Below are 22,289 nucleotides of genomic sequence, written 5' to 3'. Positions count from 1 at the left end.
GCATCTCCCATGTTACCCGTCGTCGCCCTGGTCGGCCGCCCCAATGTCGGTAAGTCGACCCTCTTCAATGCGCTGACGCGTAGCAGGGACGCCCTCGTCGCCGATATGCCCGGCGTCACCCGTGACAGGCACTACGGTGTCTGTCGCCTCGGTCCACGACCCTTCGTGGTCGTGGACACGGGTGGCTTGTCGGGCAACGACGAAGGCATCGAAGGCCTCACGGCCGTGCAGGTTCGCGCGGCGATCGCCGAGGCGAACCTGCTCGTCTTCGTCGTCGACGCGCGCGACGGCATCCTGCCGCTGGACGCCGCGATCCTCAACGAGCTGCGCCGCAGTGGCAAGCCGGTCATGGTCGTGGTCAACAAGACCGACGGCGTCGACGAGACGCTGGCGCTCGGCGAATTCGCCTCGTTCGGCATCGCCGACACGCTGCCGATGTCGGCGGCCCATAATCGTGGCATCGACACGCTGGTAGCGAAAGCGCTGCCGTACCTGCCGGACGATCGTGACGATGATCCGGGCCTGGAAGACCAGGGCATCCGTGTCGCCATCGTCGGCCGGCCGAACGCCGGCAAATCCACGCTCATCAATCGCCTGCTGGGCGAAGACCGTCTGATCGTCTCCGACGTCGCCGGTACCACGCGCGATCCCATCCGCGTATCCCTGGAACGGGATGGCCGCCGCTACACGCTCATCGACACCGCCGGCGTGCGGCGTCGGGCGCGCGTCGAGGAGGCGGTAGAGAAATTCAGTGTTATCAAGACGCTACAGTCTATTTCTGCGTCGCAGGTCACCATCGTGATGATCGATGCGCGGGAGAACCTGGCCGACCAGGACCTCACGCTGATCGGCCATGCGATCGAGGAAGGCCGTGCGCTGGTCATCGCCGTCAACAAGTGGGACGGCATGGACAGCTACCAGCGTGAGCAGACCCAGAAGACGCTGGAACGGCGCCTGCAGTTCGCCGAATGGGCGAAGACGGTCTTCATTTCCGCCTTGCACGGTTCCGGACTGCGCGAGCTGATGAAGGCGGTCATCCGCGCCCACGCCGCCGCGACCAAGGAACTCACGTCCAGCGAGTTGACCCGTACGCTCGAGAAGGCCTACGAGGCCTACCAGCCACCGCTGGTGCGCGGTCACGCGCCGAAGCTGCGCTATGCGCACCCGGGCGGCTCCAATCCGCCGACGATCGTGATCCACGGCAGCCGCACCAAACACATCGCGCCGGCGTATCGTCGCTACCTGGAAGGCTTCTTCCGCAAGCGTTTCCGCCTGGAAGGCACGCCGGTGCGGATCGACTTCCGCGATGGCGAGAACCCGTTCGCCGGCAAGAAGAACGTCCTGACGGACGGCCAGCAGCGCCGCCGCCAGCGCATGATCCGTAACGCGAAGCGACGCGAGAAGTAAGCGTCGCCCCGTCGAGGAGCCTCGCATGACCGAAGAGCTCAACCGGGACCGATGGCTGGCCGAACTGCGTTCGCGCATCGCCGAGGTCTCCGCCACCGAGGCACTGGCCCGGCAACTGGGCGGCGCCTTGCTCGTCGACGTCCGCGAAGACAACGAACGCGCCACAGGAACGCCTTCCGGCGCGCTGGGGTTGTCCCGCGGCTTCCTCGAATTGCGCATCGAACAAAGCGAGCCCGACCGGCAGCGCGAGATTCTCGTGCTCTGCGGTAGCGGCCAGCGTTCCTTGCTGGGAGCCGAGGCGCTTCAACGGATGGGTTATCGCAAGGTCTCCTCCATCGCTGGCGGGATGGGAGCGTGGAAGGCGGCGGGCCTGCCGGTCACCGCAGGCGTCCTGGATACCGATGCCGCCGAACGTTACGCGCGACAAATCCTCCTGCCGCAGATTGGCGAGGCGGGCCAGGCGCGGCTGGATGACGCGCGTATCCTCTTGCTCGGCGCGGGCGGCCTTGGTTCGCCGGCCTTGCTCTATCTGGCGGCGGCCGGGGTGGGCCACATCACCGTCATCGACGACGATCGCGTGGAACGTTCCAACCTGCATCGTCAGGTGGTCCACACCGACGGACGCGTCGGCATGGGCAAGGCCGAATCGGCCCGCATGACCGTGGCGGCGCTGAACCCCCGCGTGCGCGTGGAGACAGTCGCCGATCGCCTGCGCGCGGACAACGTCGAGGACCTGATCCGTGGCCACGACGTGGTGATCGATGGTGCGGACAACTTCGCCACGCGCTATCTGCTGGCGGCGGCCACGCGACAGCTGGGCATTCCCATGGTCTATGCCGCCATCGAACGGTTCTCCGGCCAGGCCAGCGTCTTCGATCCGCGCCGCGACGACTCGCCGTGCTATCGCTGCCTGTTCCCCGAGCCACCTTCGGCGGCGGATGCGCCGAATTGCAGCGAGGCAGGCGTGCTCGGCGTGCTTCCGGGATTGGTCGGCCTGATCCAGGCCACCGAGGCGATGAAGCTGGTGCTCGGTGTCGGGCAGTCGCTGGTCGGGCGGCTGCTCACCTACGACGCCCTCGGCATGCGCTTTCGCGAACTCAAGCTGCGTCGCGACCCGGATTGCCCGGGATGCGGAACGGGGGCTCGTTTCGAGGGCTACGTGGATCTGGAACGGATGTGCACTTCGGCGGGCTGAGTTTCTAAGGCGCAGAGGCTTGGAGATCCTCGGCGGTCAACGAATACATCGCCGCATCGACCGAAGTTCCTTTTACCACCAATCGCTTACGCAACCTTCCTTCGAAAGCGCCTCCAAGTCGTTCAGCCGTTTTCCGGCTCGGCAAGTTGTCCCATGCCGCCACGATCTCCAGTCGCGCCACCTTGACGGCGTCGAAAGCGAAACGAATGGCCAGTCGTCCGGCACGTGTCGCGATTCCGCGCCCCTGCATCGACTCGCGTACCCAATACCCCAGGTTCGCGAAACGCTGCTCGCGGTTGCGCTGATTCACGCCCATGCCACCGAGGATGGCGTCGGTGCGCGCATCGACGATCAGCATCTCGTAGCCATCGCCTAGCAGCCAGTCCTTGCGGCAGGCAGCCATCCACGTTTCCGCATCGGCCATGGCGTAGCCTGAGTGGCACCAGTCCTGCCAGCGGCCCACGGTGGCGACGGATTCACGCACGGCGACGGCGAGCGCCTCCGCGTCCGTCGGCCGGTGCACGCGCAGCGACACGACGCCATCGCCGAGGTCGTGCGGATAGGGAAGGGTATCGATGGTCACGCCCGCATTGTATCGGCGATAATGCCGCGTTTTCGCAGGGCGACCCTCTCATGACCGCACGCATCCTCGATGGCAAGCGCATCGCCCAGGAACTCCTCGAGCACATCGGCCGCCGCGTAGCCAAGCGCGTGGCCGAAGGGCGCCGCGCACCGGGGCTGGCCGTCGTGTTGGTCGGCGACGACCCGGCGTCCTCCGTTTACGTGAAGAACAAGCGCCGAGCTTGCCAGCAGGTGGGCTTCGAATCGTTCGGCTACGACTTGCCGGCCACGACGACGCAGGACGAGCTCTTCGCGCTGATCGACACGCTCAATGCCGATCCCGCCGTGCACGGCATCCTCGTGCAGTCGCCGCTGCCCGAACATATCGACGAGGACGCGTTGGTCGATCGCATCGATCCGGGCAAGGACGTGGACGGCTTCCAAGCCGTGAACGTGGGCCGCCTCGCGCTGCGCCGCTTCGGCCTGCGCCCGTGCACGCCGAAGGGCGTGATGACGCTGCTCGGCCATACCGACCGGCCCGTACGCGGCAGGCACGCGGTGATCGTCGGAGTATCCAACCATGTCGGTCGGCCTTTGGCGCTTGAGCTGCTTATTGCAGGAAGTACAGTCACTTGCTGTCACAAGTTCACGCAGGATCTAGCAGCCTTCGTCGCCCAGGCGGACATACTGGTCGTCGCCGCCGGTAAGCCGGGACTGGTCAGGGGCGAGTGGATCAAGCCCGGCGCCGTGGTCGTGGACGTCGGCATCAACCGTTTGGAAGACGGCCGCCTGGTCGGCGACGTGGAATTCGCCCCGGCCGCCGAGCGTGCCTCGTGGATCACTCCCGTGCCCGGCGGTGTCGGCCCGATGACGGTGGCGACGCTCATGGAAAACACGCTCGAAGCCGCCGAGGCCATCGACGCCTGAGTTCATCGGCGGCTGTCGCTTTGTTGCAACGCACGGTATAATGCCGCGATTTACTCGCGGGACTAATGCTATGCGCATCCTTGCCGAGGCACTCACTTACGACGACGTGTTTCTGGTTCCCGGCCACTCCACGGTCATGCCGCGCGATGTGGATACCTCGACGCGCTTCACGCGCGGTCTTCGCCTGAACATCCCCATCGTGTCCGCCGCCATGGACACCGTCACCGAGGCCCGCCTCGCCATCACCATGGCTCAGAACGGCGGCATCGGCATCATCCACAAGAACATGACCCCGGCCCAGCAGGCCGCCGAAGTGCGCCTGGTGAAGAAGTTCGAGGCAGGCGTCATCCGCAGCCCGATCACCGTTCGCCCGGACACCTCGATCGGCGAGGTCATGGCGCTCACCCGCGCGCACAACATCTCCGGCGTGCCCGTGGTCGATGGCGAGAAGCTCGTCGGCATCGTCACCAGCCGCGACCTGCGCTTCGAGCGCAAGCACGACGATCCGGTCCGCAACATCATGACCCGGGAAGACCGCCTGGTCACCGTCAAGGAAGGCGCTTCGCACGACGAGGTGCTCGAACTGCTGCACCGCAACCGCATCGAGAAGGTGCTCGTGGTCAACGACGGCTTCCAGCTCCGCGGCCTGATCACGGTGAAGGACATCCAGAAGGCCCGCGACAACCCGAACGCCGCCAAGGACTCGCACGAGCGCCTGGTCGTCGGCGCCGCGGTCGGCGTGGGCGGCGACACCGAGCAGCGTATCGAAGCGCTGGTCGAGGCCGGCGTCGACGTGATCGTGGTCGACACCGCGCATGGTCACTCGCAAGCCGTGATCGACCGTGCGGGCTGGGTCAAGAAGCGCTATCCGCAGGTCCAGGTCATCGCCGGCAACATCGTCACGGGCGAGGCGGCGCGCGCGCTGCTCGACGCCGGCGCCGACGCGGTGAAGGTCGGCGTGGGCCCCGGTTCCATCTGCACCACCCGCATCGTCACCGGTATCGGCGTGCCGCAGATCACCTCGATCGACCTCGTCGCCACCGCGTTGAAGGGCGAGATCCCGCTCATCGCCGACGGCGGCATCCGTTACTCGGGCGACATTCCCAAGGCGCTGGCCGCCGGCGCGTCCTCGGTGATGCTCGGTTCCATGTTCGCCGGTACCGAAGAAGCCCCGGGCGAAGTCGAGCTGTTCCAGGGCCGTTCGTACAAGAGCTACCGCGGCATGGGCTCCATCGGCGCGATGCAGCTCGGCTCGAAGGACCGCTACTTCCAGGACGAGGCCGACGCCGACAAGCTGGTGCCGGAAGGCATCGAAGGCCGGGTGCCGTATCGCGGTCCGCTGCGCAACATCATCCACCAGATGATGGGCGGCCTGCGCGCTTCCATGGGTTACATGGGCGCGGCGAACATCGAGGAAATCCACCAGAAGGCCCAGTTCGTGAAGGTGACCGGTGCCGGCGTGCGCGAAGCGCATCCGCACGATATCCAGATCACGAAGGAAGCGCCCAACTACCGCCTGGACTGACGCCTCCGGGCGCTTCGCTCCAGGTACCCAGGACGCCCGCCGCAAGTGGGCGTTCTGCTTTTTGACATTCTTGAACTGCAGGCCGCCCGATGACCGACATCCATAGCGACAAGATCCTCATCCTCGACTTCGGTTCGCAGTACACGCAGCTGATCGCCCGCCGTATTCGCGAGATCGGCGTCTATTGCGAGGTCTGGGCGTGGGATCACGCGCCGGACGAGATCCGCGGCTTCAATCCCCGCGGCGTCATCCTCTCCGGCGGCCCGGAATCGGTGACCGAGGACGACTCCCCGCGGGCTCCGCAGGTGGTGTTCGAACTCGGCGTCCCCGTGCTCGGCATCTGCTACGGCATGCAGACCATGGCCGAACAGCTCGGCGGCAAGGTCGAGGCCGGCCATCACCGCGAGTTCGGTCCCGCCACGATCACCTTCGGCAGCTGCGCGCTGTTCGAGACGGTGGTGCAGGACGGTGAGTCGCTGGGCGTCTGGATGTCGCACGGAGACCGCGTCACCGCCATTCCCGAGGGCTTCGCCGTGTCGGCGTCCACGCCAAGCCTGCCGCTGGCGGCCATGGCCGACGACCGCCGCCGTTTCTACGGCGTGCAGTTCCACCCGGAGGTGACCCACACCAAGCGCGGCATGGAACTACTGCGCCGCTTCGTCGTCGACCTCTGCGGTTCGGCCACGCTGTGGGACGCCGCGCACATCATCGAGGACGCCGTCGAGCGCGTGCGTGCGCAGGTCGGCAACGACCGTGTGCTGCTCGGCCTGAGCGGCGGCGTGGATTCGTCCGTCGTGGCCGCCCTGCTGGAAAAGGCGATCGGCGACCAGCTCACCTGCGTCTTCGTCGACACCGGCCTGCTGCGTTTCCAGGAAGGCGACCAGGTCATGTCGACCATGGCCGAACACATGGGCGTGCACGTCATCCGTGTCGACGCGAAGCAGCGTTTCTTCGACGCCCTCGCCGGCGTGGAAGACCCGGAAGCCAAGCGCAAGGTCATCGGCCGCTTGTTCGTCGAGGTCTTCGACGAGGAATCGTCCAAGCTCGAAGGCGTGAAGTGGCTGGCTCAGGGCACGATCTACCCGGACGTCATCGAATCCGCCGGCAGCAAGACCGGCAAGGCCCACGTCATCAAGAGCCACCACAACGTCGGCGGCCTGCCGGAGCACATGAAGCTCAAGCTGGTCGAGCCGCTGCGAGAACTGTTCAAGGACGAGGTTCGCCGCATCGGCGTCGAACTCGGCCTGCCGCGCGAGATGGTCTACCGCCATCCGTTCCCGGGTCCGGGCCTGGGCGTGCGCGTGCTGGGCGAGGTGAAGCCAGAGTACGTCGACCTGCTCCAGCGCGCCGATGCGATCTTCATCGAGGAACTGCGCAACCACGGTCTCTACGACCGCGTCAGCCAGGCATTCGCCGTGTTCCTGCCGGTGCGTTCAGTGGGTGTGGTCGGCGACGGCCGCGCCTACGAGTGGGTGATCGCGCTGCGCGCCGTGGAGACGATCGACTTCATGACGGCGCATTGGGCGCACCTGCCGTATGACTTCCTCGATAAGTGCTCAACTCGCATTATCAATGAGTTGCGCGGTATTTCTCGCGTTGTTTATGATATTTCGGGGAAGCCGCCGGCTACGATCGAGTGGGAGTGAGGGGAAGGGACGCAACATGTACGAGCGATACATCGCCTGCCTGAATGCCCGTGCCTGGGAAGCGCTCGGCGATTTCGTGGCCGCCGATGTGGTTCACAACGGGCGCTTGCTTGGTGTGGATGGCTACCGGGCAATGCTTGAAGAGAATTGCCGCGATATTCCAGATCTTCATTTCAAGGTTGATCTCGTCGTGGCGACCGAAAGCCGCATCGCCTCCCGGCTTCGTTTCGACTGCACGCCTATCGGTGAATTCCTCGGCGTGCCTGTCAATGGACGGCGTATCGTCTTCCATGAACATGCCTTTTACACGTTGAGAGAAGGCAAGATCGCGGAGGTTTTCTCTGTCATCGATAAGGCGGCGGTGGAAGCGCAGGCGAGGCGTTAATGGCCGTTCTCGAAATAGTTGTTTTCTCTGGTACCTGATTTCCAGCTTGCCATCTCCATGGCGTGGAACTTCACAGGCTGTCCACTTCGCGGCTTCGGACCGACGCGGTTCTTATCGGAAGCAACGATACGCAGTGGTCAGCAGGCGGCGCTGGGGCGCGACATCGTCGAACTGTTGGACGCCCTTGGTATCGAGCGCGCCCTTCTTGCCGGCTATGACTGGGGCGGCCTGGCTTCCTGCGTGGCGAGTGCGTTGTGGCCGGAGCGTGTCACGGGTCTCGTTTCATATGCGGGCTACGACATCATCGACGTCGAGCGGCTTGGTCACGCGTACTCCCCAAGCCTGGAGCAAGCCGTGTGGTATCAGCACTTGTTCCAGCACGAGCGGGGCAGGGAATGCCTGGACCTTCACCGGCGCGAGCTCTGCCGGATTCTCTGGAAGCAGTGGTCGCCTCATTGGATATTCGATGAGGCGACCTTCGAGCGCACGGCGGCGTCCTTCGATAATTCCGACTTCGTCGACGTCGTGATCCATTCCTATCGCTTCGACTTCGGGCTGGCCGAAGGCGACCCCGCACTTGCACCTCTGGAAGAACGACTCGCGCAGAAGCCGCTGATTACCGTGCCGGCCATTACGATGGATGGGACGCAAGATCCGCTCAAGCCGGGAGGCACCGCTGACCACGCGAAGATGTTCGCTGCGCGGCATGAGCACCGCACCGTCGAATGTGGACACAATCTTCCATGGGAAGCTCCACGGGATTTCGCCGACGCGATTCTCACCGTCAATCGTTGGACGCAGGGTTAAATACGTAGCGGGAGCGTCATCGCGAAGAAGTCCGTGGCACGCCGCACACGTGTGGGCACGAACCGGCGTTTCGGCCAGACGAGGCTGACATCCCTAGGCCCGTCGATGAAGTCGTCCAGGACCGTGATCACGTCGGGATGCTGGAACTCCCCGACAAGCGAAGCCCTGTGGAACATGCCGATGCCAACGCCTGCCAGTACGCCGGCCAGGATCGTTTCGGCGCTGTTGGAGGAAAGATTGCCGCTGACCGGCACGTTGAATCGGCCTTCCGGTCCCGTGAATGGCCACTCCGTCATGTCGCCGTAGATCAGGCAATTGTGATCGACGAGTTCAGCGGGCGTCTTCGGAATACCGCGTTGAGCGAAATAGCGGCGAGAACCGGCGCAGACGAGTGAGGTGCCGGCCACGCGCCGCACGACGGAATCAGGATCGTTGACGGAGCTGGCGCGAATGGCCAGATCGATCCGGTCTTCCACCATGTCCCTCATGGCATCGGACAGCACCAGATCGACCCGCAGGCCAGGATGACGCGACAACAGTTCGGGAATCAGCGGCAGAACATGCAAGCGGCCGAATGTCGAAGGTGCGGCGATCCTGACCAGGCCTGAGATATCCAGCGAGCTACTGGTCAGCTCGCTATCCGCCACCTGCATTTCGTCAACCAGCGGTTTGATGCGCTCGTAATACCTCTGCCCCTGGTCGGTCAGCGTCACTTTCCGCGTACTGCGATGGAGCAGCGCCACGCCAAGGCGTTTTTCCAGCGCGTTAATCGCCTTGCTGACGCCCGATTGCGACTCGCCGATCTTCCGCGCGGCCGCGGAAAAGCCACCGATTTCGACCACGGCGATGAAGGCGTTCAATTCATTGAAACGATCCATTCTATTTTGGAATCAGTCTTATGATTGTTCGGATGATTATCAATCATATTGGCATTAATTACCATCCTCCTCCCGCCGCGAACAACAAGAGAAAACCATGTACGAAACCATCAAGTGGCCCGAGGAAATGAGACCGAGCCGTTCACCGATCCACTTCACCAACGAGCTGGAGGTTGCGGCCTCGGTGGAGACGATCTGGTCGCTGCTCACCGACCCCGACGCCTGGCCGAGCTTTTATCCCGGCGTCCAGCACGTGCATTTGCTGGATGGCCACGAGCGCTTCGGCGCCGGCACGCGCTTCGAGACGAATCTGGCTGGGCAGGATGTCTATGCCTCGGTACAGGAATTCGAGCCGATGACGCGCATCGCCTGGGGCGGCTATCCGAAGGCCGCCGAACATTCCAAGGCGTATCACGCCTGGATCATTACGCCGACGGCCAACGGTTGCCATTTATGGACCGAGGAAACGATGCGAGGGCCACACTGGATCGAGCTGGCCAGGCAGGCGCCGGATATTTTCTGGCTCACCCACGAAAAGCTGCTCAGAGATATCGCCGAAGTCGCGGTCGCCCGCGAGAAATCGGGCGCTTGAGGATCGGGAGGAGAACATGATCGACAAAGTGATCTGGCCCGAGCGTTACGACCCGAAAACGTCGGCTATCTATGCACTCAACGACATCGACGTAAAAGCACCGCCTGAAGTGGTCTGGAAGTTGTTGGTCGATGCCGAACATTGGGCGCGATATTTCCCCGCCGAGGATCAGGTGAAAATCCTGTCCGGGGAGTCGGAACTGATGCTGGATACGCGCTACCACCGGGTGACGGTCGGCTATCCGATGAGCCTGACCGTGACCGAATGCGTGCCGAACCGCCGGCTGGCGTGGGCGACAACGGTCGATGGCGACGACACCGGCTCCACCGCCTACCACGGCTGGGTCATCACGCCGACCGACGAAGGCTGCCATGTGCTGACAGAAGAAACCCAGCAAGGCGAGTTCTTCCTCGACGTGATCGGACGCCAGTATCCCGGTGCGCTGTATCGCTACCACCAGGACTGGGTCGAACGCCTTGCCCGAGCGGCGGAAGGCGAAGTGGCGACACTGGCAGGTTGACCCATCCCCCGACAGGAGAGAATCCATGCATATCGAACTCAAGAACCGCAAGGCGGTCGTGACCGGCTCCACCGCTGGCATTGGCCGCGCGATCGCCGAAGGGCTGGCGCGTGCAGGCGCGGCGGTCGTCATCAACGGGCGCACACAGGAACGTGTCGATACCGCGTTGCGCGAGATGCGCATCCTGTTGCCGGACGCTGAATTGACCGGTGTCGCCGCGGATATCGCCACGGCGGCAGGGTGTATAGCTCTTTTCGAGCACGCACCGGATGCGGATATCCTTGTCAACAATGCGGGCACTGCGCACCTGAACAATTTTTTCGATCAGGGCGACGACGAATGGCTGGATCTGTTCCAGCTCAATGTGATGAGCGGCGTGCGTGCCTCGCGCCACTATGTGCCGAAAATGACGGCGCGCGGCTGGGGGCGGGTCGTGTTCATCAGCAGCGAATCCGGGCTGAACATTCCGAAGGAAATGGTCGACTACGGCGTCACCAAGACCGCGATGCTGGCCGTTTCGCGCGGACTGGCGGAACTCGTCGCTGGCACGGGCGTTACCGTCAATGCCGTGTTGCCGGGCCCGACCAATTCCGAGATTCTGTCCAACTGGATGAAATCGACTGCGCAAGAGCAGGGCATCACCCAGGAGCAAGCCGAGCAGCAGTTCCTGAAAAACGCACGTCCCACAACACTGATAAACCGTTTCGCCACCACGGATGAGGTTGCGAACATGGTGGTATACGTTTGTTCGGAACAGGCTTCCGCTACGACAGGTGCCGCGTTGCGAGTCGATGGAGGCGTAGTTCGCTCGATTGCTTGAGACGTTTCGCCTAGAGGCGTCAGGCGGTACTCGACGCTCGGCGGCCTGGTCGGGAAGTTCTGGCGCGGGGCGGAATCTATGGCGAGGGATCGCCGAACGCGCGCCATGAACATGCGGAAACCTGTCTGCGGTCCATCTTCTCGGTGATTGGCATCGACAACCTCCAGGTGATCGCCGCCGATGGGGTCGACATCAGTCCTGAACTGCGCTCGGCCGCGCTGGCGCGCGATGGGCAGCATCGAGGCGCTGGCTTAGTCCCAGTTGTCCTATCACCGGCTGTACGACTGAGATCGCATTTATACTCGTTATCCGGATATTTTGCGAATACTTGATTTTCGGATATATTGCATTTATCAGGATTTCGAGTATCCGCCATGCCTCCGACATCGCATCCGCTGCTCACGGTGAGCCAACTCAGCTCGTTGCTTCAGGCTGCGCGCAAGGCGAAGGGACTCACCCAGGCCGCATTGGCCGCTCGTATCGGGCTTAGTCAGCCGCGGGTTTCCCACCTGGAACTGAACGCCCAGGACTTGAGCGTCGAGCAACTCCTGGCCTGGTGCGCCGCACTGGGCCTGGAGTTGACGGTTGGAAGCCGGGGCGGCGGAGCCGCAGCCGCTCCTTTGAAAACGGATTGGTGACATGGGACGTCGATCGCACAGCCGCAGCCTGTCCCTCTGGACCAACGGGGTTCGCGTCGGGCGATGGACACTTCCTGCCCGCGGAGAGATGGAACTGCATTACGACCCGGACTGGGTCGCCGCCGACATAGGCCGGCCGCTGTCGCTGTCGCTGCCGTTCAACTTGCAGAACCTCCCGATCAAGGGAGAGAAGGTCGCCAACTACTTCGACAACCTCCTTCCGGACAGCGATGCCATCCGCCGCCGCGTCGCCGAGCGATTCAGGACGGGGTCGATCGATCCATTCGAGCTACTGAGAGTCATCGGACGCGACTGTATTGGAGCCGTCCAGATCCTGGATGGCGAAGAGGTGCCGAAGGGCTTCGATCATGTCAAAGGCGTGCCCTTGTCCGAGGAAGACATCGAGCGGCACCTGATCGAAACCGTTTCGCCGCACGCCTTCGGAGCGAGCGGAGATCCCGATGCGGACTTCCGCATCTCCCTTGCCGGTGCACAGGAGAAGACAGCTTTCCTCTGGTGGGACGGGCAGTGGCTCGCACCGCGTGGCGCGACGCCGACGAGCCACATCTTCAAGCTGCCGCTGGGCCTGATGGGCGGACGGCGCGCCGATTTCAGTACCTCGGTAGACAACGAGTGGCTGTGCCTGCGGCTGCTGAAAGCCTATGGGTTGAACGTCGCCGACGCACGTATCGCGACCTTCGGCCGCCAGCGCGTGCTCGTGGTGGAGCGATTCGATCGCCGCATCGCCCCTGATGGGCAGTGGCTTATGCGCCTGCCACAGGAAGACTTCTGCCAGGTCGAGGGCTGCTCGCCGCTGCGCAAGTACGAGAACGAAGGTGGACCAGGTCTCAAGGCTCTGTTCGCCACGCTGCGGCAGTCGGTGAACGCCGAAGCCGACATGAAGACGCTGATGGTGGCGCAGGTCCTGTTCTGGTTGCTGAGGGCACCCGATGGCCACGCCAAGAATTTCAGCATCCATCTTCTGCCGCGCGGCCGTTTCCATTTGACCAGGCTTTACGACGTGATGTCGGCCTATCCGGTATTGGGCGAGGGTCCCAACCAGTGGTCGCCCCACGACATCAGGTCCGCGATGGCGCTGCTCGGCAAGAACCGGCATTACGACATGCACGGCATCCAGCGCCGGCACTTCAACAGCACCGCGCGAAAGGTCGGCTATGGATCGACCGCCGAGCCGATCATCGAAGAACTTCTCGCCCGTACACCGGCAGCCATCGCCGAAGTACAGGCCGACCTGCCGAAGGATTTTTCCCCGCGTGTCGCGGAATCCATCCTGGGCGGTCTCGAGCAGGCTGCGGCGACACTCGGTGCGATGGCGCCATAGACGGAAGAGAACCCGGTCCTTCCCCAGAGCTCATGGCGCGCCAGGATGCCACGTCGAAGCGACGCGGAAATTCGGGATAAGCATCAAGCCGGCGCCAAATATCACGCGGTGGGCGAGGAGGGTATTGAGTTGAAGGCTATAGCGGAGGCTATCGGCGATGGCCTGAACATACCCGTATCCTCGATTCCCCCGGAAGACGCCGATGCATATTTTGGTTTTTTCGGAAGGCTGGTGAGGCGCGACCTATCGGCATCGAGCGCGATCACACGGAAATTGCTCGGATGGCATCCTACAGGGCCGGGGCTTCTTGATGATGTAAGAGAGCATTTAAGAAAGTAATGGTCGAATCGGGATTGGAGGTGACGCACCCGGCCGACGAGTTCATCTATCGCTGTGTAGGCAAGGGATACTGGATCGCAATTAGTGAACCATTCGCATAACGACATGCGGATTTACGATCTTCCGGACGTGTAGCCGACATAATAGATTCCCAGGCATGACGTTTCGTAGGGACGCAGGCATCACCACACATGACACAAGAATCAGCGGCATCTGAAACCCTCTCGGCACGCCAGCAAGCCATCGTTCCCATCGCGGCCTTCGCCGCCACCGGTGACATCGGCAGGTTGACCGCGGCCCTGGATCAAGGACTCGACGCTGGCCTGACCGTGAGCGATACACGGGAAATCCTGGTGCAGGTTTATGCGTACGCGGGCTTTCCACGCAGCCTCAATGCTCTCGGCGAATTCATGAAAGTGCTGGAGTCGCGCAAGGAGCGAGGCATGCGTGACGCGATCGGACAGGCCCCGGGCCGCGCCATCCCCAAGGGCGACGCACTGCTTGCCGCGGGAACCGCCAATCAGACCCGGTTGGCGGGCGGCCCGGTGAAGGGACCCGTGTTCGACTTCGCGCCAGCGGTCGACGAATACATCAAGACTCATGTGTTTGGCGACATCTTCGAGCGCGACAACCTCGACTGGCAAAGCCGTGAACTGGCCACCGTTTCCATGTTGGCGGCGTTGCCGGGAGTGGAATCGCAACTGCAGGCGCACATGCGCATCTGCATGAATATCGGCCTTTCGGCGAGACAATTAGGTCAACTTGGCCAAACGCTGGCCGACCGTGTGGACGTCGAAGCGGCGAGGCGAGCACATGACGCCTTGGAGCGGCAGCTAGCTTCTGCCTAAGGGCGCTCACCCGGATATCCGGTGGTTAGCGAAAAACTCCACCACGCTCCAGGGTGAGCGGTCGTTGAAGAACAGTCTTAGATTCCGGTCCGACTCGGCCGCCGTGGTGGCGCTGCGAGGGAAGAGATCCTTTTCGTACGCGGCGAGCGCGGCTTCGACATCCCCCGGATGGGCGACGATGGACTTCGCCAGTTCCGCGCCGTCGAACATGGCGAGGTTCGCACCTTCCCCGGCGAACGGTGACATCAGGTGCGCGGCATCCCCTAACAGGGTGACTCCGGGCATCCGCTCCCAGTGGTGATGGACGGGAAGGGCATAGATGGGGCGGGGCACGGGTGGGGTTTCGCTGTGCCGGATGAGCGTGGTCAGTGCGGGCGCCCAGCCGTCGAACTCTTCCGCGACGCGCGCCAACGCGGCCGCCGGGTCGGAGAAGTCGATGCCGGCGAGCCATTCCTCGGGCTCGTTCAAGGCCACGTAGGCGTGCAGCGTGGCGTTGGCTTCGCGGTGCGCGAGGATGCCTTTGCCTGGAGCGACCGCCAGCAGCGTGCCGCCACCAACGGCTTCCGCGGTGGCCTTGTGGCGAGTGTCGCTGTCGAAAAGGTACGTCTCGATGAACGACGTGCCGAGATAGACAGGCGTGGCGCTGGAGAGGAGAGGGCGGACTCTCGACCCGGCGCCATCGGCACCCACGAGGAGCCCGGCGGTCGTCGTTGAGCCATTGGCGAATGTGAGGATGTGCCGACCGTCGCCGAGCGGACTCACCGCGGTGAGCTTGTGTCCCCACTGGATCGTCCCGGCGGGAAGTGAGTCGATCAGAATGCGGCGAAGGTCGCCGCGGTGCACTTCGGGTCGGCTGCCGTTGCCCTCGTCCAGGTCATCGAGCAGGATGGTGCCGTCCTTGTCGAGCACCCTCTGGGCATCGGCCCCCGCCTGGATGATTCCGAGGAAGGCGTCGAAGAGTCCCGCTGCCTTGAGCGCGAGCTGGCCGTTGTATTCGTGGATATCGAGCAACCCTCCCTGAGGGCGAGCGTCCGCCGAAACTTCCGCTTCGTAGATGGTCGCTGCGATGCCGTGCAGGTGGAGAACTCTCGCAAGCGTCAGGCCGCCGAGGCCAGCGCCGACGATGGCGATAGGCGGGCTCATGAGCATGCCCCACGAACGAACCAGCGGGCGGCTGCATCGTCCAGTTCGCCGATGTCGGGGAAGTCTTCCGAAGCCCATGCGACGAAGCCGTCCGGGCGTATCAACAGGGCATTCAGTCCGAAGGATTCCTTCGGGCGGCCTGCGACATAGGCGATGTGACCGCCGTAAGCGCCGGCGAACTTTTCGAGCGAGATGTTCCCGTCGAAATCGAGGAGGACACCACGGCCGTCGTGCATCAGTTCACCGATCGTCCTGCCATCTTCGAGTTCGAACTGGGGAACGCTCTGGCCCATGAGCGGGTGGCCGTCGCCGACGGGATAGCGAGTGGCAAGGCCCCATACTTTGCCAGCGAAATAAGTCGCGCCATCGCGCGTATCCATGAGGTCGCGGACGATCGCGTTCAGGGCGCGGGCATGCGGCTCGGGCCGCATGATGGCGACCTGTGCGCGTGACCAGTCCAGGATCCGTTCGCCGATCGGGTGTCGCTCCGTGTGATAACTGTCCAGCAAGCCATCGGGTGCGCGCTCCTTGATGGTCGCGGCGAGTTTCCAGCCGAGGTTCATCGCATCGCCCAATCCCAGATTCAGACCCTGGCCACCGAGCGGCGAATGGATATGCGCGGCATCGCCCGCGAGAAAAACGCGGCCCTTGCGATAGGCCGTGGCCTGCCGCGCGCGATCGGTCCATGTCGTCGCGATGTGCACGGCGTCGATGGTCACATCGGTGCCCGAAATGCGCCGAAGAACGTCCTGCACATGTTCCCGGGTGATGGGCATGCCGGCCGCATGAAACGCGCCGCCGTCGAAGTCCTGTATCGCGAGGTGACCCGGTTGTGACTGCAGGTACATTCCACGGGGCGTCATGTTCCTGCCCGGCTTCAGCTTCTCCGGATCGGCGATGTCCACTTTCGCCGTATAGCCCGTGAACTCCGGTTCGGTACCCGCGAATTCGAAGCCGCCCAGCTTGCGAACGGTGCTGCGGCTTCCATCGCAACCCACGAGCCATTGGCTTTCGAAAGTCCGCTCGTGTGAATGGACCGCAACCCCGTGCGCTGTCTGATCGAAGCCGGTCACGGCGCGCCCGCGCAGGATGCGGACGCCAAGGGTTTCCGCGCGCCGGGCCAGAACGGATTCGAGTTCTTCCATTTCCGATAGCAAGTGGGTGGGTGTCGAACCCGGCAGGCGATAGGGCCATCGAGTGCTGTCGATGTCGTCGTCATGAAAAGGGATGCCGGCGAAATGCCCTGCTTGCCGGCGCGGCCCCAGCCCGACATGTTGATGCGGCGTCTGGATGCGCTTGTGGGTCTGCAGTTCATGCAGCAACCCGCGCCGGTGAAGGGCCTCGATCGTGGGCGCCGAGAGGCCGCGTATCCCGAAGGGCACCCGTTTCAGCGGTGAACTGGGGTCTTTCGCCCTTTCCAGCACCAGCACGGAGCATTGGGCCAGGGCCAGCTCGCAGGCGAGGAACAGGCCCACCGGGCCGGCGCCGGAAATGATCGCGTCGTAGCTTTTGTTGTTATGGAACGTCATTCCATCATATTGGAACGGTGTTCCATCTATGTCAATATACAGTGCATGGGCAAACGTGCACGACGAGAAGAATCCCTATCGCGGGACCGCATCATCGAGGCGTCGATCGCGCTCCTGGACAGCCGTGGAGAAGACGGGCTGACCTTTCGCGCGCTCTCCGAGCGGTTGGCGACCGGGGCCGGCGCCATCTATTGGCATGTCGAGAACAAGGGCGACTTGCTGACCGCGGCCTGTGATGCGGTCGTCGCGCGCACGATGGCGCCGTGCGCGGCCGGAGCCTCGCCTGAAGACACCATCCGCGCCTTGGCCCTCGGCCTGTTCGATGCGATAGACGCGCATCCCTGGGTCGGCTCGACACTCACGCGCGCAGCGGGGCAGGCGCCCATGCTTCGGATCGTCGAATGCCTGGGCCAGCAGGTCCGCGCCCTCGGCCTGTCCGATGAAGGCCAGTGGACGGCGGCCTCGGCGCTGTTGCACTACATCCTGGGTGTTGCCGGACAGAACGCCGCAAACACACAATTCGCCCGTGCGCACGACATCGACCGCGCTGATTTTCTGGGAGCGATGGCAACCGTCTGGTCCCAACTCGACCCGAACGACTATCCCTTCACGCGCAGTGTCGCCGATCGCATGCGCGAGCACGACGACCGTGCCGACTTCCTCGCGGGGGTCGATCTCATTTTGTGCGGCATCGCGTCACAAGGCGGGCGCTGACGTGCGCGTTTCCGGCGGGTTCGACACGTCCGGCCGGTGTGGCTAAAGTCGCGGGGGATGCCACCCCCCGACCACGGAGAAGCGAGATGACCGACGGTAAATTCACGAACTGTCTGTTGTTCCATGGTGACGAAGCGCGCAAGGCCGCGGAGTTCTACGCGGCGACATTCCCGGATAGCCATGTGGGTGCCGCGACGGACCATCCTGGCGGCCCGCCGGGCACCGAGTTGATCGTCGAGTTCACCGTGCTCGGCCAGACCTTCGTCGGCATCAACGGTGGGCCGGACATCAAGGCCAACGAATCGGTCAGCTTCATGGTCCTGACCGACGACCAGGCCGAAACGGATCGCTACTGGAACGCCATCGTGGACGGTGGCGGCGAGGAGAGTGTCTGCGGCTGGTGCAAGGACCGCTGGGGCTACTCCTGGCAGATCACGCCACGTGCCTTGCTCGCGGCGATGAGCCATCCCGATCGCGCCACCGCCAAGCGGGCCATGGAGGCCATGATGTCGATGCGCAAGATCGATATCGCGAAGATCGAGGCAGCCGTTCGCGGCGGCTAAGACGGCAAGTCCAGTTCAGACATCACGTCATCGGGCAACTCCAAAGCCGAGGCGGCCATGTTCTCCCGAAGATGGGCGACGGACGAGGTGCCGGGAATCAGCAGGATGTTCGGCGCGCGACGAAGCAACCAGGCGAGCGCCACCTGCATCGGCGTGGCGTCGAGACGCCGTGCCACGTCGGACAGGATGGAGGACTGCAACGGGCTGAAACCACCCAGCGGAAAGAACGGCACGTAGGCGATGCCTTGGCTGGCGAGCTCGTCGATCAGCGCGTCGTCGCCGCGGTGCGCAAGGTTGTACTGGTTCTGCACACAGACGATGTCGCAGATCCGTCGTCCTTCCGCGACCTGTGCCAAGGTGACGTTGCTCAGCCCGATATGGCGGACGAGTCCTTGCCGCTGAAGTTCGGCCAACGTGGTGAGAGGCGCCTCGATCGAGCCTTCGGCGGGGCCGTGCACATCGAACATGACCCGCAGGTTGACCACGTCGAGCACGTCGAGTCCGAGGTTGCGCAGGTTGTCGTGGACCGCCTGGGTGAGTTCCTTCGCTGAGAAGGCCGGGCGCCACGACTTATCCTCGCCTCGCAGGGCACCGATCTTGGTGACGATGACGAGGTCGTCGGGGTAGGGTGCGAGCGCCTCGCGGATCAGACGGTTGGTGACATGGGGGCCATAGAAGTCGCTGGTGTCGATGTGGTTCACACCGGAAGCGATGGCTTCGCGCAGCACGGCCACCGCCGCGTCGTGGTCCTTTGGCGGACCGAACACGCCAGGGCCGGCGAGTTGCATGGCCCCGTAACCGAGGCGCTTCACGCCGCGGTCGCCGAGGGTGAAGTTTCCGGAGCGGTCGACGCTGGACATGACGGTATCTCTTCGAAGGCGGGGAGTCCTCAAGATAGCCACTCTCCATCGCCCCGATAATCCGGCACAATCCGCACGGGTTGTACGGAATGACGAACAATGAAAGTCGACCTGAACGATCTGAACGCGCTTGTCGCGGTGGCGCGGGCCGGTGGATTCCGTGAAGCCGCGCGGGCGAACGGGACCAGCGCGTCCAGCCTTAGCGAAGCGGTGCGCCGCCTGGAGGCGCAGGTGGGCGTCCGCTTGCTCAACCGGACGACTCGCAGCGTCGCCCCCACCGATGCGGGCAGGGGCCTGTTGTTGCGGCTGGGGCCCGCGCTGAGCGAAGTGGAAGCGGCGCTCGAGATGGTGAACGACTTCCGCGACAGACCGGCGGGGACGCTCCGCCTCAATGTGCCCGTGGTCGCCGCGCGACTGGTGCTGCCCGCGATCGTGCCGCCGTTCCTCGCGGCCTATCCGGATATACGGTTGGAGATCATCGCCGAGGAAAACTTCGTCGACATCCTCGAAGCCGGATGCGATGCCGGCATTCGCTACGACGAGCGGCTGGAACAAGACATGATCGCCGTGCCGATCGGGCCCCGCGTGCAGCGCTTCGCCACGGCCGCGGCACCGTCGTATCTCGCGCGTCGTGGCCGCCCGGAGCATCCGCACGATCTTCTCGACCATGCCTGCCTGCGGGGCCGGTTCCCCAGCGGCACGATTCCGCCATGGGAGTTCGAGCGCGACGGCGAGATCGTTCGCGTCGATCCGACCGGACCTTTGATCGTGCGGATCGGCGGTGGCGCCGATCTCAATGTCGACGCCGCGCTCGCCGGCACCGGCATCATCTACCTCTTCGAGGATTGGCTTCGCCCGCACCTCGACACGGGTGCGCTCGAACCGGTCCTGGAGCCGTGGTGGCAGAGTTTTTCCGGGCCTTTCCTTTATTACCCGGGGCGGCGACTGGTGCCACCGCCGCTCAAGGCCTTCGTCGATTTCGTGCGGGCGTTGGCCGTCTAGCCGTTCGTCAGGCCGCCACGCCTTCCTCGACCAGCGCGACGTGCCGAAGGTATTCCTCCAGCGCGCCGAGGTGTGCCGTCGAAACGACCGCGCCGATGTACCCATCCGGCCGGACGAGGAACCAGTCACCCGGCGAAGGCGCATAGGCAGCGTCGAAGTGCCCCGCATCGTCCACCAGATCGCCACGCGCGCCGAACGTGTGGACGCGCAAGCCCGCGCGTGGCGGTACCGCGTCGCGGTCCACCTCGTAGCCCAACAGTGTCCAGTGCGTTCCCTTAAACAGCTGGAACAGGCGCGCGGGCATGCCCGCCGCGCCACGCACGGGCGCGTCGGGTGCACGGTCGCCTGCCGCGAGGCCACTTGCCCGCTTGGGGCGCTCCAACGCAAGCGCTGAGCCCTGGTAGCCGAGGTCGAGTTGGCGAACCTCGCGGCCGCGCCGCAAGTCGCCACGCTTGAGTGAGTCGAGTAGTTGCGTTGAGAGACCAAGCATGTCGGCGGCGATAGGGCGGCGTTCCTGCTCGTAGCTGTCGAGCAACGCATCGGGCGCGCCGGCGATCGCCGCCGACAGTTTCCAGCCCAGGTTATAGGCGTCCTGCACGCTGGTGTTGAGGCCTTGTCCCCCGGTCGGCGGATGCGTGTGGGCAGCGTCGCCGGCTAGAAAAACACGCCCCGCCCGATAGCGATCGGCAAGCCGCGCATGCATATGGAAGGCCGAAGCCCAGGTCACCGAGGCGATGCGGATGTCGTCGCGGCCCGTACGCTCGGCGACCATGGCCGCGAGGCCTTCGACCGATACATCGATGTCGCCTTCCAGGGGCACCGGAGCCTGTATCTGGAACAACTCGGTTCCGGCTAGCGGGCATATCGCGATCTGCCTTTGCGGGTCGCTTTCACGGAACCGGTGCCACGCGTCGCGTTCCAGGCCCGTCAGCATGACGTCGGCCACCAGGCCACGTGCGCCCAGAGTCCTTCCGGGAAAGTCGATGCCTGCCGTCTGCCGCACGGTGCTCCGGCCGCCGTCGGCACCCACGAGGTAACGGGCGCGGAGGGTTTGTTCGCCTTGCGGGCCGGCGATCCGGGCGGAAACGCCCTCGGCATTCTGTTCGAACCCGACGAGGGTGTGCCCGAAGGCGGGCCGTTGACCGAGTTCGGCCAGTCGCTCGCGCATCACCCGTTCGGTAAGGTATTGCGGCAGCATGACTGCGGCGGGGTAGGGTTCGGCCGGCGTGGGATCCATGTGTTCCATGAGCGGGGACTCGGTATACCCACCGTCGTCGCGATATGAGCGCGGCTGGGGATAGGGGCCACCCGCCGCCACGATGCGCTCCAGGATGCCGAGATCCTCGAAGACTTCGAGCGTCCGGGGTTGGAGTCCCTTGCCACGCGACCCGTGGAAGGGCGTCTCCTTTTGTTCGACGAGGCGGAACGACACCCCCCGCTGCGCCAGTTCGATGGCGAGCGTGAGGCCGCTCGCCCCCGCGCCGCAGATGAGCACGTCCACCCTGGTGCCGTTCGTCATGGTCGGTCCTTTATGTGTAATATGCACGTAAGTAGAGGAGAGGGTATGCCTGGGAAGAGAAATGTGCAAGATGCACATATGTCGGAACGGATACGCGCGCTGCATGGCGCGTTGCTGAGCATCGTCCACGTCATGAATCGTCCCGAAGGCGACGACAGGCTGATCGGTGAGGCCGGCATCGCGCTCGAGCGGGCCTTGTTCCCGCTCCTGGTGTTGACCGAGCGTTTCGGACCGATCGGCGTCGTCGATCTCGCTGGGCGGGTGGGGCGCGACTACACCACCGTGAGTCGCCAGATGGCGAAGCTGGAGCATCTCGGCCTGGTGGCGCGCCGCGCCGGCGGCGAGGACCGCCGCGTACGCGAGGCTGTCGTCACGCCGAAGGGCCAGGCGATGACCGATGCCCTGGACGCCGCCCGTGAGCGTCTCGGTCGAAAGCTCCTCGCGAGTTGGGATGAGAAGGAAGTGGACGAACTCGTGCGCTTGCTACAGAAGTTTGCGAAGGACGTCGAGATCGTGTCCGCGCCGTGAC

The 22,289-nt window shown here is 64.2% G+C and carries 23 protein-coding genes; 17 read left to right on the top strand and 6 right to left on the bottom strand.

From position 1 onward, the window contains the following. Window positions 1–9: 9 nt before the first annotated feature. Both der and moeB read left to right on the top strand, forming a co-directional pair. Window positions 10–1,407, top strand: coding sequence for a ribosome biogenesis GTPase Der (gene der, locus QFZ41_RS01045; protein ID WP_429197049.1), 1,398 nt, complete (start codon window positions 10–12; stop codon window positions 1,405–1,407). 25 nt (window positions 1,408–1,432) lie between these two features. Continuing rightward, complete coding sequence (moeB, locus tag QFZ41_RS01040; protein WP_429197048.1) at window positions 1,433–2,602, top strand: molybdopterin-synthase adenylyltransferase MoeB; 1,170 nt, start codon at window positions 1,433–1,435, stop codon at window positions 2,600–2,602. A gap of 4 nt (window positions 2,603–2,606) precedes the next feature. Here moeB and QFZ41_RS01035 read toward each other — a convergent pair whose 3' ends face one another. Continuing rightward, a complete protein-coding gene (locus tag QFZ41_RS01035; RefSeq protein WP_429197047.1) occupies window positions 2,607–3,185 on the bottom strand; it encodes a GNAT family N-acetyltransferase in 579 nt (192 codons plus the stop codon). A 50-nt stretch (window positions 3,186–3,235) separates the two neighbouring features. Between QFZ41_RS01035 and folD the strand changes: the two genes are divergently transcribed. The 5 genes from folD to QFZ41_RS01010 all read left to right on the top strand — a co-directional run bounded on the left by folD (window position 3,236) and on the right by QFZ41_RS01010 (window position 8,453). Next, window positions 3,236–4,090 carry a bifunctional methylenetetrahydrofolate dehydrogenase/methenyltetrahydrofolate cyclohydrolase FolD gene (gene folD / locus QFZ41_RS01030; RefSeq protein ID WP_429197046.1) on the top strand — a complete coding sequence of 285 codons (855 nt, stop codon included), beginning with the start codon at window positions 3,236–3,238 and terminating at the stop codon, window positions 4,088–4,090. Window positions 4,091–4,160: 70 nt separating this feature from the next. Then, the gene (guaB, locus tag QFZ41_RS01025; protein ID WP_306846757.1) at window positions 4,161–5,615 is read left to right on the top strand and encodes an IMP dehydrogenase; all 1,455 of its coding nucleotides are present in this window, start codon (window positions 4,161–4,163) and stop codon (window positions 5,613–5,615) included. A gap of 89 nt (window positions 5,616–5,704) precedes the next feature. After that, the gene (gene guaA / locus QFZ41_RS01020; RefSeq protein WP_371021894.1) at window positions 5,705–7,261 is read left to right on the top strand and encodes a glutamine-hydrolyzing GMP synthase; all 1,557 of its coding nucleotides are present in this window, start codon (window positions 5,705–5,707) and stop codon (window positions 7,259–7,261) included. Between the two features lie 16 nt (window positions 7,262–7,277). Next, complete coding sequence (locus QFZ41_RS01015; RefSeq protein ID WP_429197045.1) at window positions 7,278–7,646, top strand: ester cyclase; 369 nt, start codon at window positions 7,278–7,280, stop codon at window positions 7,644–7,646. 18 nt (window positions 7,647–7,664) lie between these two features. Next, entirely contained in the window at window positions 7,665–8,453 is a 789-nt protein-coding gene (locus QFZ41_RS01010) for an alpha/beta fold hydrolase (protein WP_429197044.1), read from the top strand. Here QFZ41_RS01010 and QFZ41_RS01005 read toward each other — a convergent pair. Further along, window positions 8,450–9,331 carry a LysR family transcriptional regulator gene (locus tag QFZ41_RS01005; RefSeq protein ID WP_429197043.1) on the bottom strand — a complete coding sequence of 294 codons (882 nt, stop codon included), beginning with the start codon at window positions 9,329–9,331 and terminating at the stop codon, window positions 8,450–8,452. The two genes, QFZ41_RS01010 and QFZ41_RS01005, sit on opposite strands and share 4 nt — an antisense overlap. Window positions 9,332–9,428: 97 nt before the next feature. Here QFZ41_RS01005 and QFZ41_RS01000 point away from each other — a divergent pair, with 97 nt between their 5' ends. The 6 genes from QFZ41_RS01000 to QFZ41_RS00975 all read left to right on the top strand — a co-directional run bounded on the left by QFZ41_RS01000 (window position 9,429) and on the right by QFZ41_RS00975 (window position 14,430). Then, window positions 9,429–9,923, top strand: a complete 495-nt coding sequence (locus QFZ41_RS01000; protein ID WP_429197042.1) for an SRPBCC domain-containing protein — start codon at window positions 9,429–9,431, stop codon at window positions 9,921–9,923. A gap of 16 nt (window positions 9,924–9,939) precedes the next feature. Next, a complete protein-coding gene (locus tag QFZ41_RS00995) occupies window positions 9,940–10,443 on the top strand; it encodes an SRPBCC domain-containing protein (RefSeq protein ID WP_429197041.1) in 504 nt (167 codons plus the stop codon). Window positions 10,444–10,468: 25 nt separating this feature from the next. Then, the gene (locus tag QFZ41_RS00990; RefSeq protein WP_429197040.1) at window positions 10,469–11,263 is read left to right on the top strand and encodes an SDR family NAD(P)-dependent oxidoreductase; all 795 of its coding nucleotides are present in this window, start codon (window positions 10,469–10,471) and stop codon (window positions 11,261–11,263) included. A gap of 374 nt (window positions 11,264–11,637) precedes the next feature. Then, the gene (locus QFZ41_RS00985) at window positions 11,638–11,901 is read left to right on the top strand and encodes a helix-turn-helix domain-containing protein (protein ID WP_429197039.1); all 264 of its coding nucleotides are present in this window, start codon (window positions 11,638–11,640) and stop codon (window positions 11,899–11,901) included. A gap of 1 nt (window position 11,902) precedes the next feature. Beyond that, window positions 11,903–13,243, top strand: a complete 1,341-nt coding sequence (locus QFZ41_RS00980; protein WP_429197038.1) for a type II toxin-antitoxin system HipA family toxin — start codon at window positions 11,903–11,905, stop codon at window positions 13,241–13,243. A gap of 530 nt (window positions 13,244–13,773) precedes the next feature. Next, window positions 13,774–14,430: a carboxymuconolactone decarboxylase family protein gene (locus tag QFZ41_RS00975; protein ID WP_429197037.1), complete on the top strand. Its 657-nt coding sequence runs from the start codon at window positions 13,774–13,776 to the stop codon at window positions 14,428–14,430. A 6-nt stretch (window positions 14,431–14,436) separates the two neighbouring features. Here QFZ41_RS00975 and QFZ41_RS00970 read toward each other — a convergent pair whose 3' ends face one another. Then, complete coding sequence (locus tag QFZ41_RS00970) at window positions 14,437–15,573, bottom strand: FAD-dependent oxidoreductase (RefSeq protein WP_429197036.1); 1,137 nt, start codon at window positions 15,571–15,573, stop codon at window positions 14,437–14,439. Further along, window positions 15,570–17,102, bottom strand: a complete 1,533-nt coding sequence (locus QFZ41_RS00965; protein WP_429197035.1) for an FAD-dependent monooxygenase — start codon at window positions 17,100–17,102, stop codon at window positions 15,570–15,572. The genes QFZ41_RS00970 and QFZ41_RS00965 overlap by 4 nt, the downstream gene beginning before the upstream one ends. A 45-nt stretch (window positions 17,103–17,147) precedes the next feature. Between QFZ41_RS00965 and QFZ41_RS00960 the strand changes: the two genes are divergently transcribed. Continuing rightward, a complete protein-coding gene (locus QFZ41_RS00960; RefSeq protein ID WP_429197034.1) occupies window positions 17,148–17,816 on the top strand; it encodes a TetR family transcriptional regulator in 669 nt (222 codons plus the stop codon). 86 nt (window positions 17,817–17,902) lie between these two features. Beyond that, a complete protein-coding gene (locus tag QFZ41_RS00955) occupies window positions 17,903–18,379 on the top strand; it encodes a VOC family protein (protein ID WP_429197033.1) in 477 nt (158 codons plus the stop codon). Here QFZ41_RS00955 and QFZ41_RS00950 read toward each other — a convergent pair. After that, a complete protein-coding gene (locus tag QFZ41_RS00950; RefSeq protein ID WP_429197032.1) occupies window positions 18,376–19,239 on the bottom strand; it encodes an aldo/keto reductase family oxidoreductase in 864 nt (287 codons plus the stop codon). The genes QFZ41_RS00955 and QFZ41_RS00950 overlap by 4 nt on opposite strands. A gap of 120 nt (window positions 19,240–19,359) precedes the next feature. Here QFZ41_RS00950 and QFZ41_RS00945 point away from each other — a divergent pair, with 120 nt between their 5' ends. Then, on the top strand, window positions 19,360–20,241 hold the full coding sequence (locus QFZ41_RS00945) for a LysR family transcriptional regulator (RefSeq protein ID WP_429200157.1): 882 nt from the start codon (window positions 19,360–19,362) through the stop codon (window positions 20,239–20,241). Between the two features lie 7 nt (window positions 20,242–20,248). Here the strand turns inward: QFZ41_RS00945 and QFZ41_RS00940 are convergent, their stop codons facing one another. Continuing rightward, window positions 20,249–21,760 carry an FAD-dependent oxidoreductase gene (locus QFZ41_RS00940; protein WP_429197031.1) on the bottom strand — a complete coding sequence of 504 codons (1,512 nt, stop codon included), beginning with the start codon at window positions 21,758–21,760 and terminating at the stop codon, window positions 20,249–20,251. 78 nt (window positions 21,761–21,838) lie between these two features. Here QFZ41_RS00940 and QFZ41_RS00935 point away from each other — a divergent pair, with 78 nt between their 5' ends. Then, window positions 21,839–22,288, top strand: a complete 450-nt coding sequence (locus tag QFZ41_RS00935; RefSeq protein WP_429197030.1) for a MarR family winged helix-turn-helix transcriptional regulator — start codon at window positions 21,839–21,841, stop codon at window positions 22,286–22,288. The last annotated feature ends 1 nt before the right edge of the window (window position 22,289 follow it).

The sequence above is a fragment of the Luteibacter sp. W1I16 genome, assembly GCF_050434905.1.
In the GTDB taxonomy this organism is placed as follows: Bacteria; Pseudomonadota; Gammaproteobacteria; order Xanthomonadales; family Rhodanobacteraceae; genus Luteibacter.
The sequence above is the reverse complement of the archived record's forward strand: the minus strand, read 5'-3'. Positions and strand labels throughout refer to the sequence as shown.

What these genes read in the sequence shown, in the direction of transcription:
- QFZ41_RS01000 (WP_429197042.1), top strand. Translation starts at nt 9,429, where the DNA reads ATGTACGAAACCATCAAGTGGCCCGAGGAAATGAGACCGAGCCGTTCA.
- QFZ41_RS00950 (WP_429197032.1), bottom strand. Translation starts at nt 19,239, where the DNA reads ATGTCCAGCGTCGACCGCTCCGGAAACTTCACCCTCGGCGACCGCGGC.
- QFZ41_RS00955 (WP_429197033.1), top strand. Translation starts at nt 17,903, where the DNA reads ATGACCGACGGTAAATTCACGAACTGTCTGTTGTTCCATGGTGACGAA.
- guaB (WP_306846757.1), top strand. Translation starts at nt 4,161, where the DNA reads ATGCGCATCCTTGCCGAGGCACTCACTTACGACGACGTGTTTCTGGTT.
- QFZ41_RS01005 (WP_429197043.1), bottom strand. Translation starts at nt 9,331, where the DNA reads ATGGATCGTTTCAATGAATTGAACGCCTTCATCGCCGTGGTCGAAATC.
- QFZ41_RS00990 (WP_429197040.1), top strand. Translation starts at nt 10,469, where the DNA reads ATGCATATCGAACTCAAGAACCGCAAGGCGGTCGTGACCGGCTCCACC.
- der (WP_429197049.1), top strand. Translation starts at nt 10, where the DNA reads ATGTTACCCGTCGTCGCCCTGGTCGGCCGCCCCAATGTCGGTAAGTCG.
- QFZ41_RS01015 (WP_429197045.1), top strand. Translation starts at nt 7,278, where the DNA reads ATGTACGAGCGATACATCGCCTGCCTGAATGCCCGTGCCTGGGAAGCG.
- QFZ41_RS00935 (WP_429197030.1), top strand. Translation starts at nt 21,839, where the DNA reads ATGTCGGAACGGATACGCGCGCTGCATGGCGCGTTGCTGAGCATCGTC.
- QFZ41_RS00970 (WP_429197036.1), bottom strand. Translation starts at nt 15,573, where the DNA reads ATGAGCCCGCCTATCGCCATCGTCGGCGCTGGCCTCGGCGGCCTGACG.
- QFZ41_RS00985 (WP_429197039.1), top strand. Translation starts at nt 11,638, where the DNA reads ATGCCTCCGACATCGCATCCGCTGCTCACGGTGAGCCAACTCAGCTCG.
- folD (WP_429197046.1), top strand. Translation starts at nt 3,236, where the DNA reads ATGACCGCACGCATCCTCGATGGCAAGCGCATCGCCCAGGAACTCCTC.
- QFZ41_RS00975 (WP_429197037.1), top strand. Translation starts at nt 13,774, where the DNA reads ATGACACAAGAATCAGCGGCATCTGAAACCCTCTCGGCACGCCAGCAA.
- moeB (WP_429197048.1), top strand. Translation starts at nt 1,433, where the DNA reads ATGACCGAAGAGCTCAACCGGGACCGATGGCTGGCCGAACTGCGTTCG.
- QFZ41_RS00965 (WP_429197035.1), bottom strand. Translation starts at nt 17,102, where the DNA reads ATGACGTTCCATAACAACAAAAGCTACGACGCGATCATTTCCGGCGCC.
- guaA (WP_371021894.1), top strand. Translation starts at nt 5,705, where the DNA reads ATGACCGACATCCATAGCGACAAGATCCTCATCCTCGACTTCGGTTCG.
- QFZ41_RS00960 (WP_429197034.1), top strand. Translation starts at nt 17,148, where the DNA reads ATGGGCAAACGTGCACGACGAGAAGAATCCCTATCGCGGGACCGCATC.
- QFZ41_RS00980 (WP_429197038.1), top strand. Translation starts at nt 11,903, where the DNA reads ATGGGACGTCGATCGCACAGCCGCAGCCTGTCCCTCTGGACCAACGGG.
- QFZ41_RS00940 (WP_429197031.1), bottom strand. Translation starts at nt 21,760, where the DNA reads ATGACGAACGGCACCAGGGTGGACGTGCTCATCTGCGGCGCGGGGGCG.
- QFZ41_RS00995 (WP_429197041.1), top strand. Translation starts at nt 9,940, where the DNA reads ATGATCGACAAAGTGATCTGGCCCGAGCGTTACGACCCGAAAACGTCG.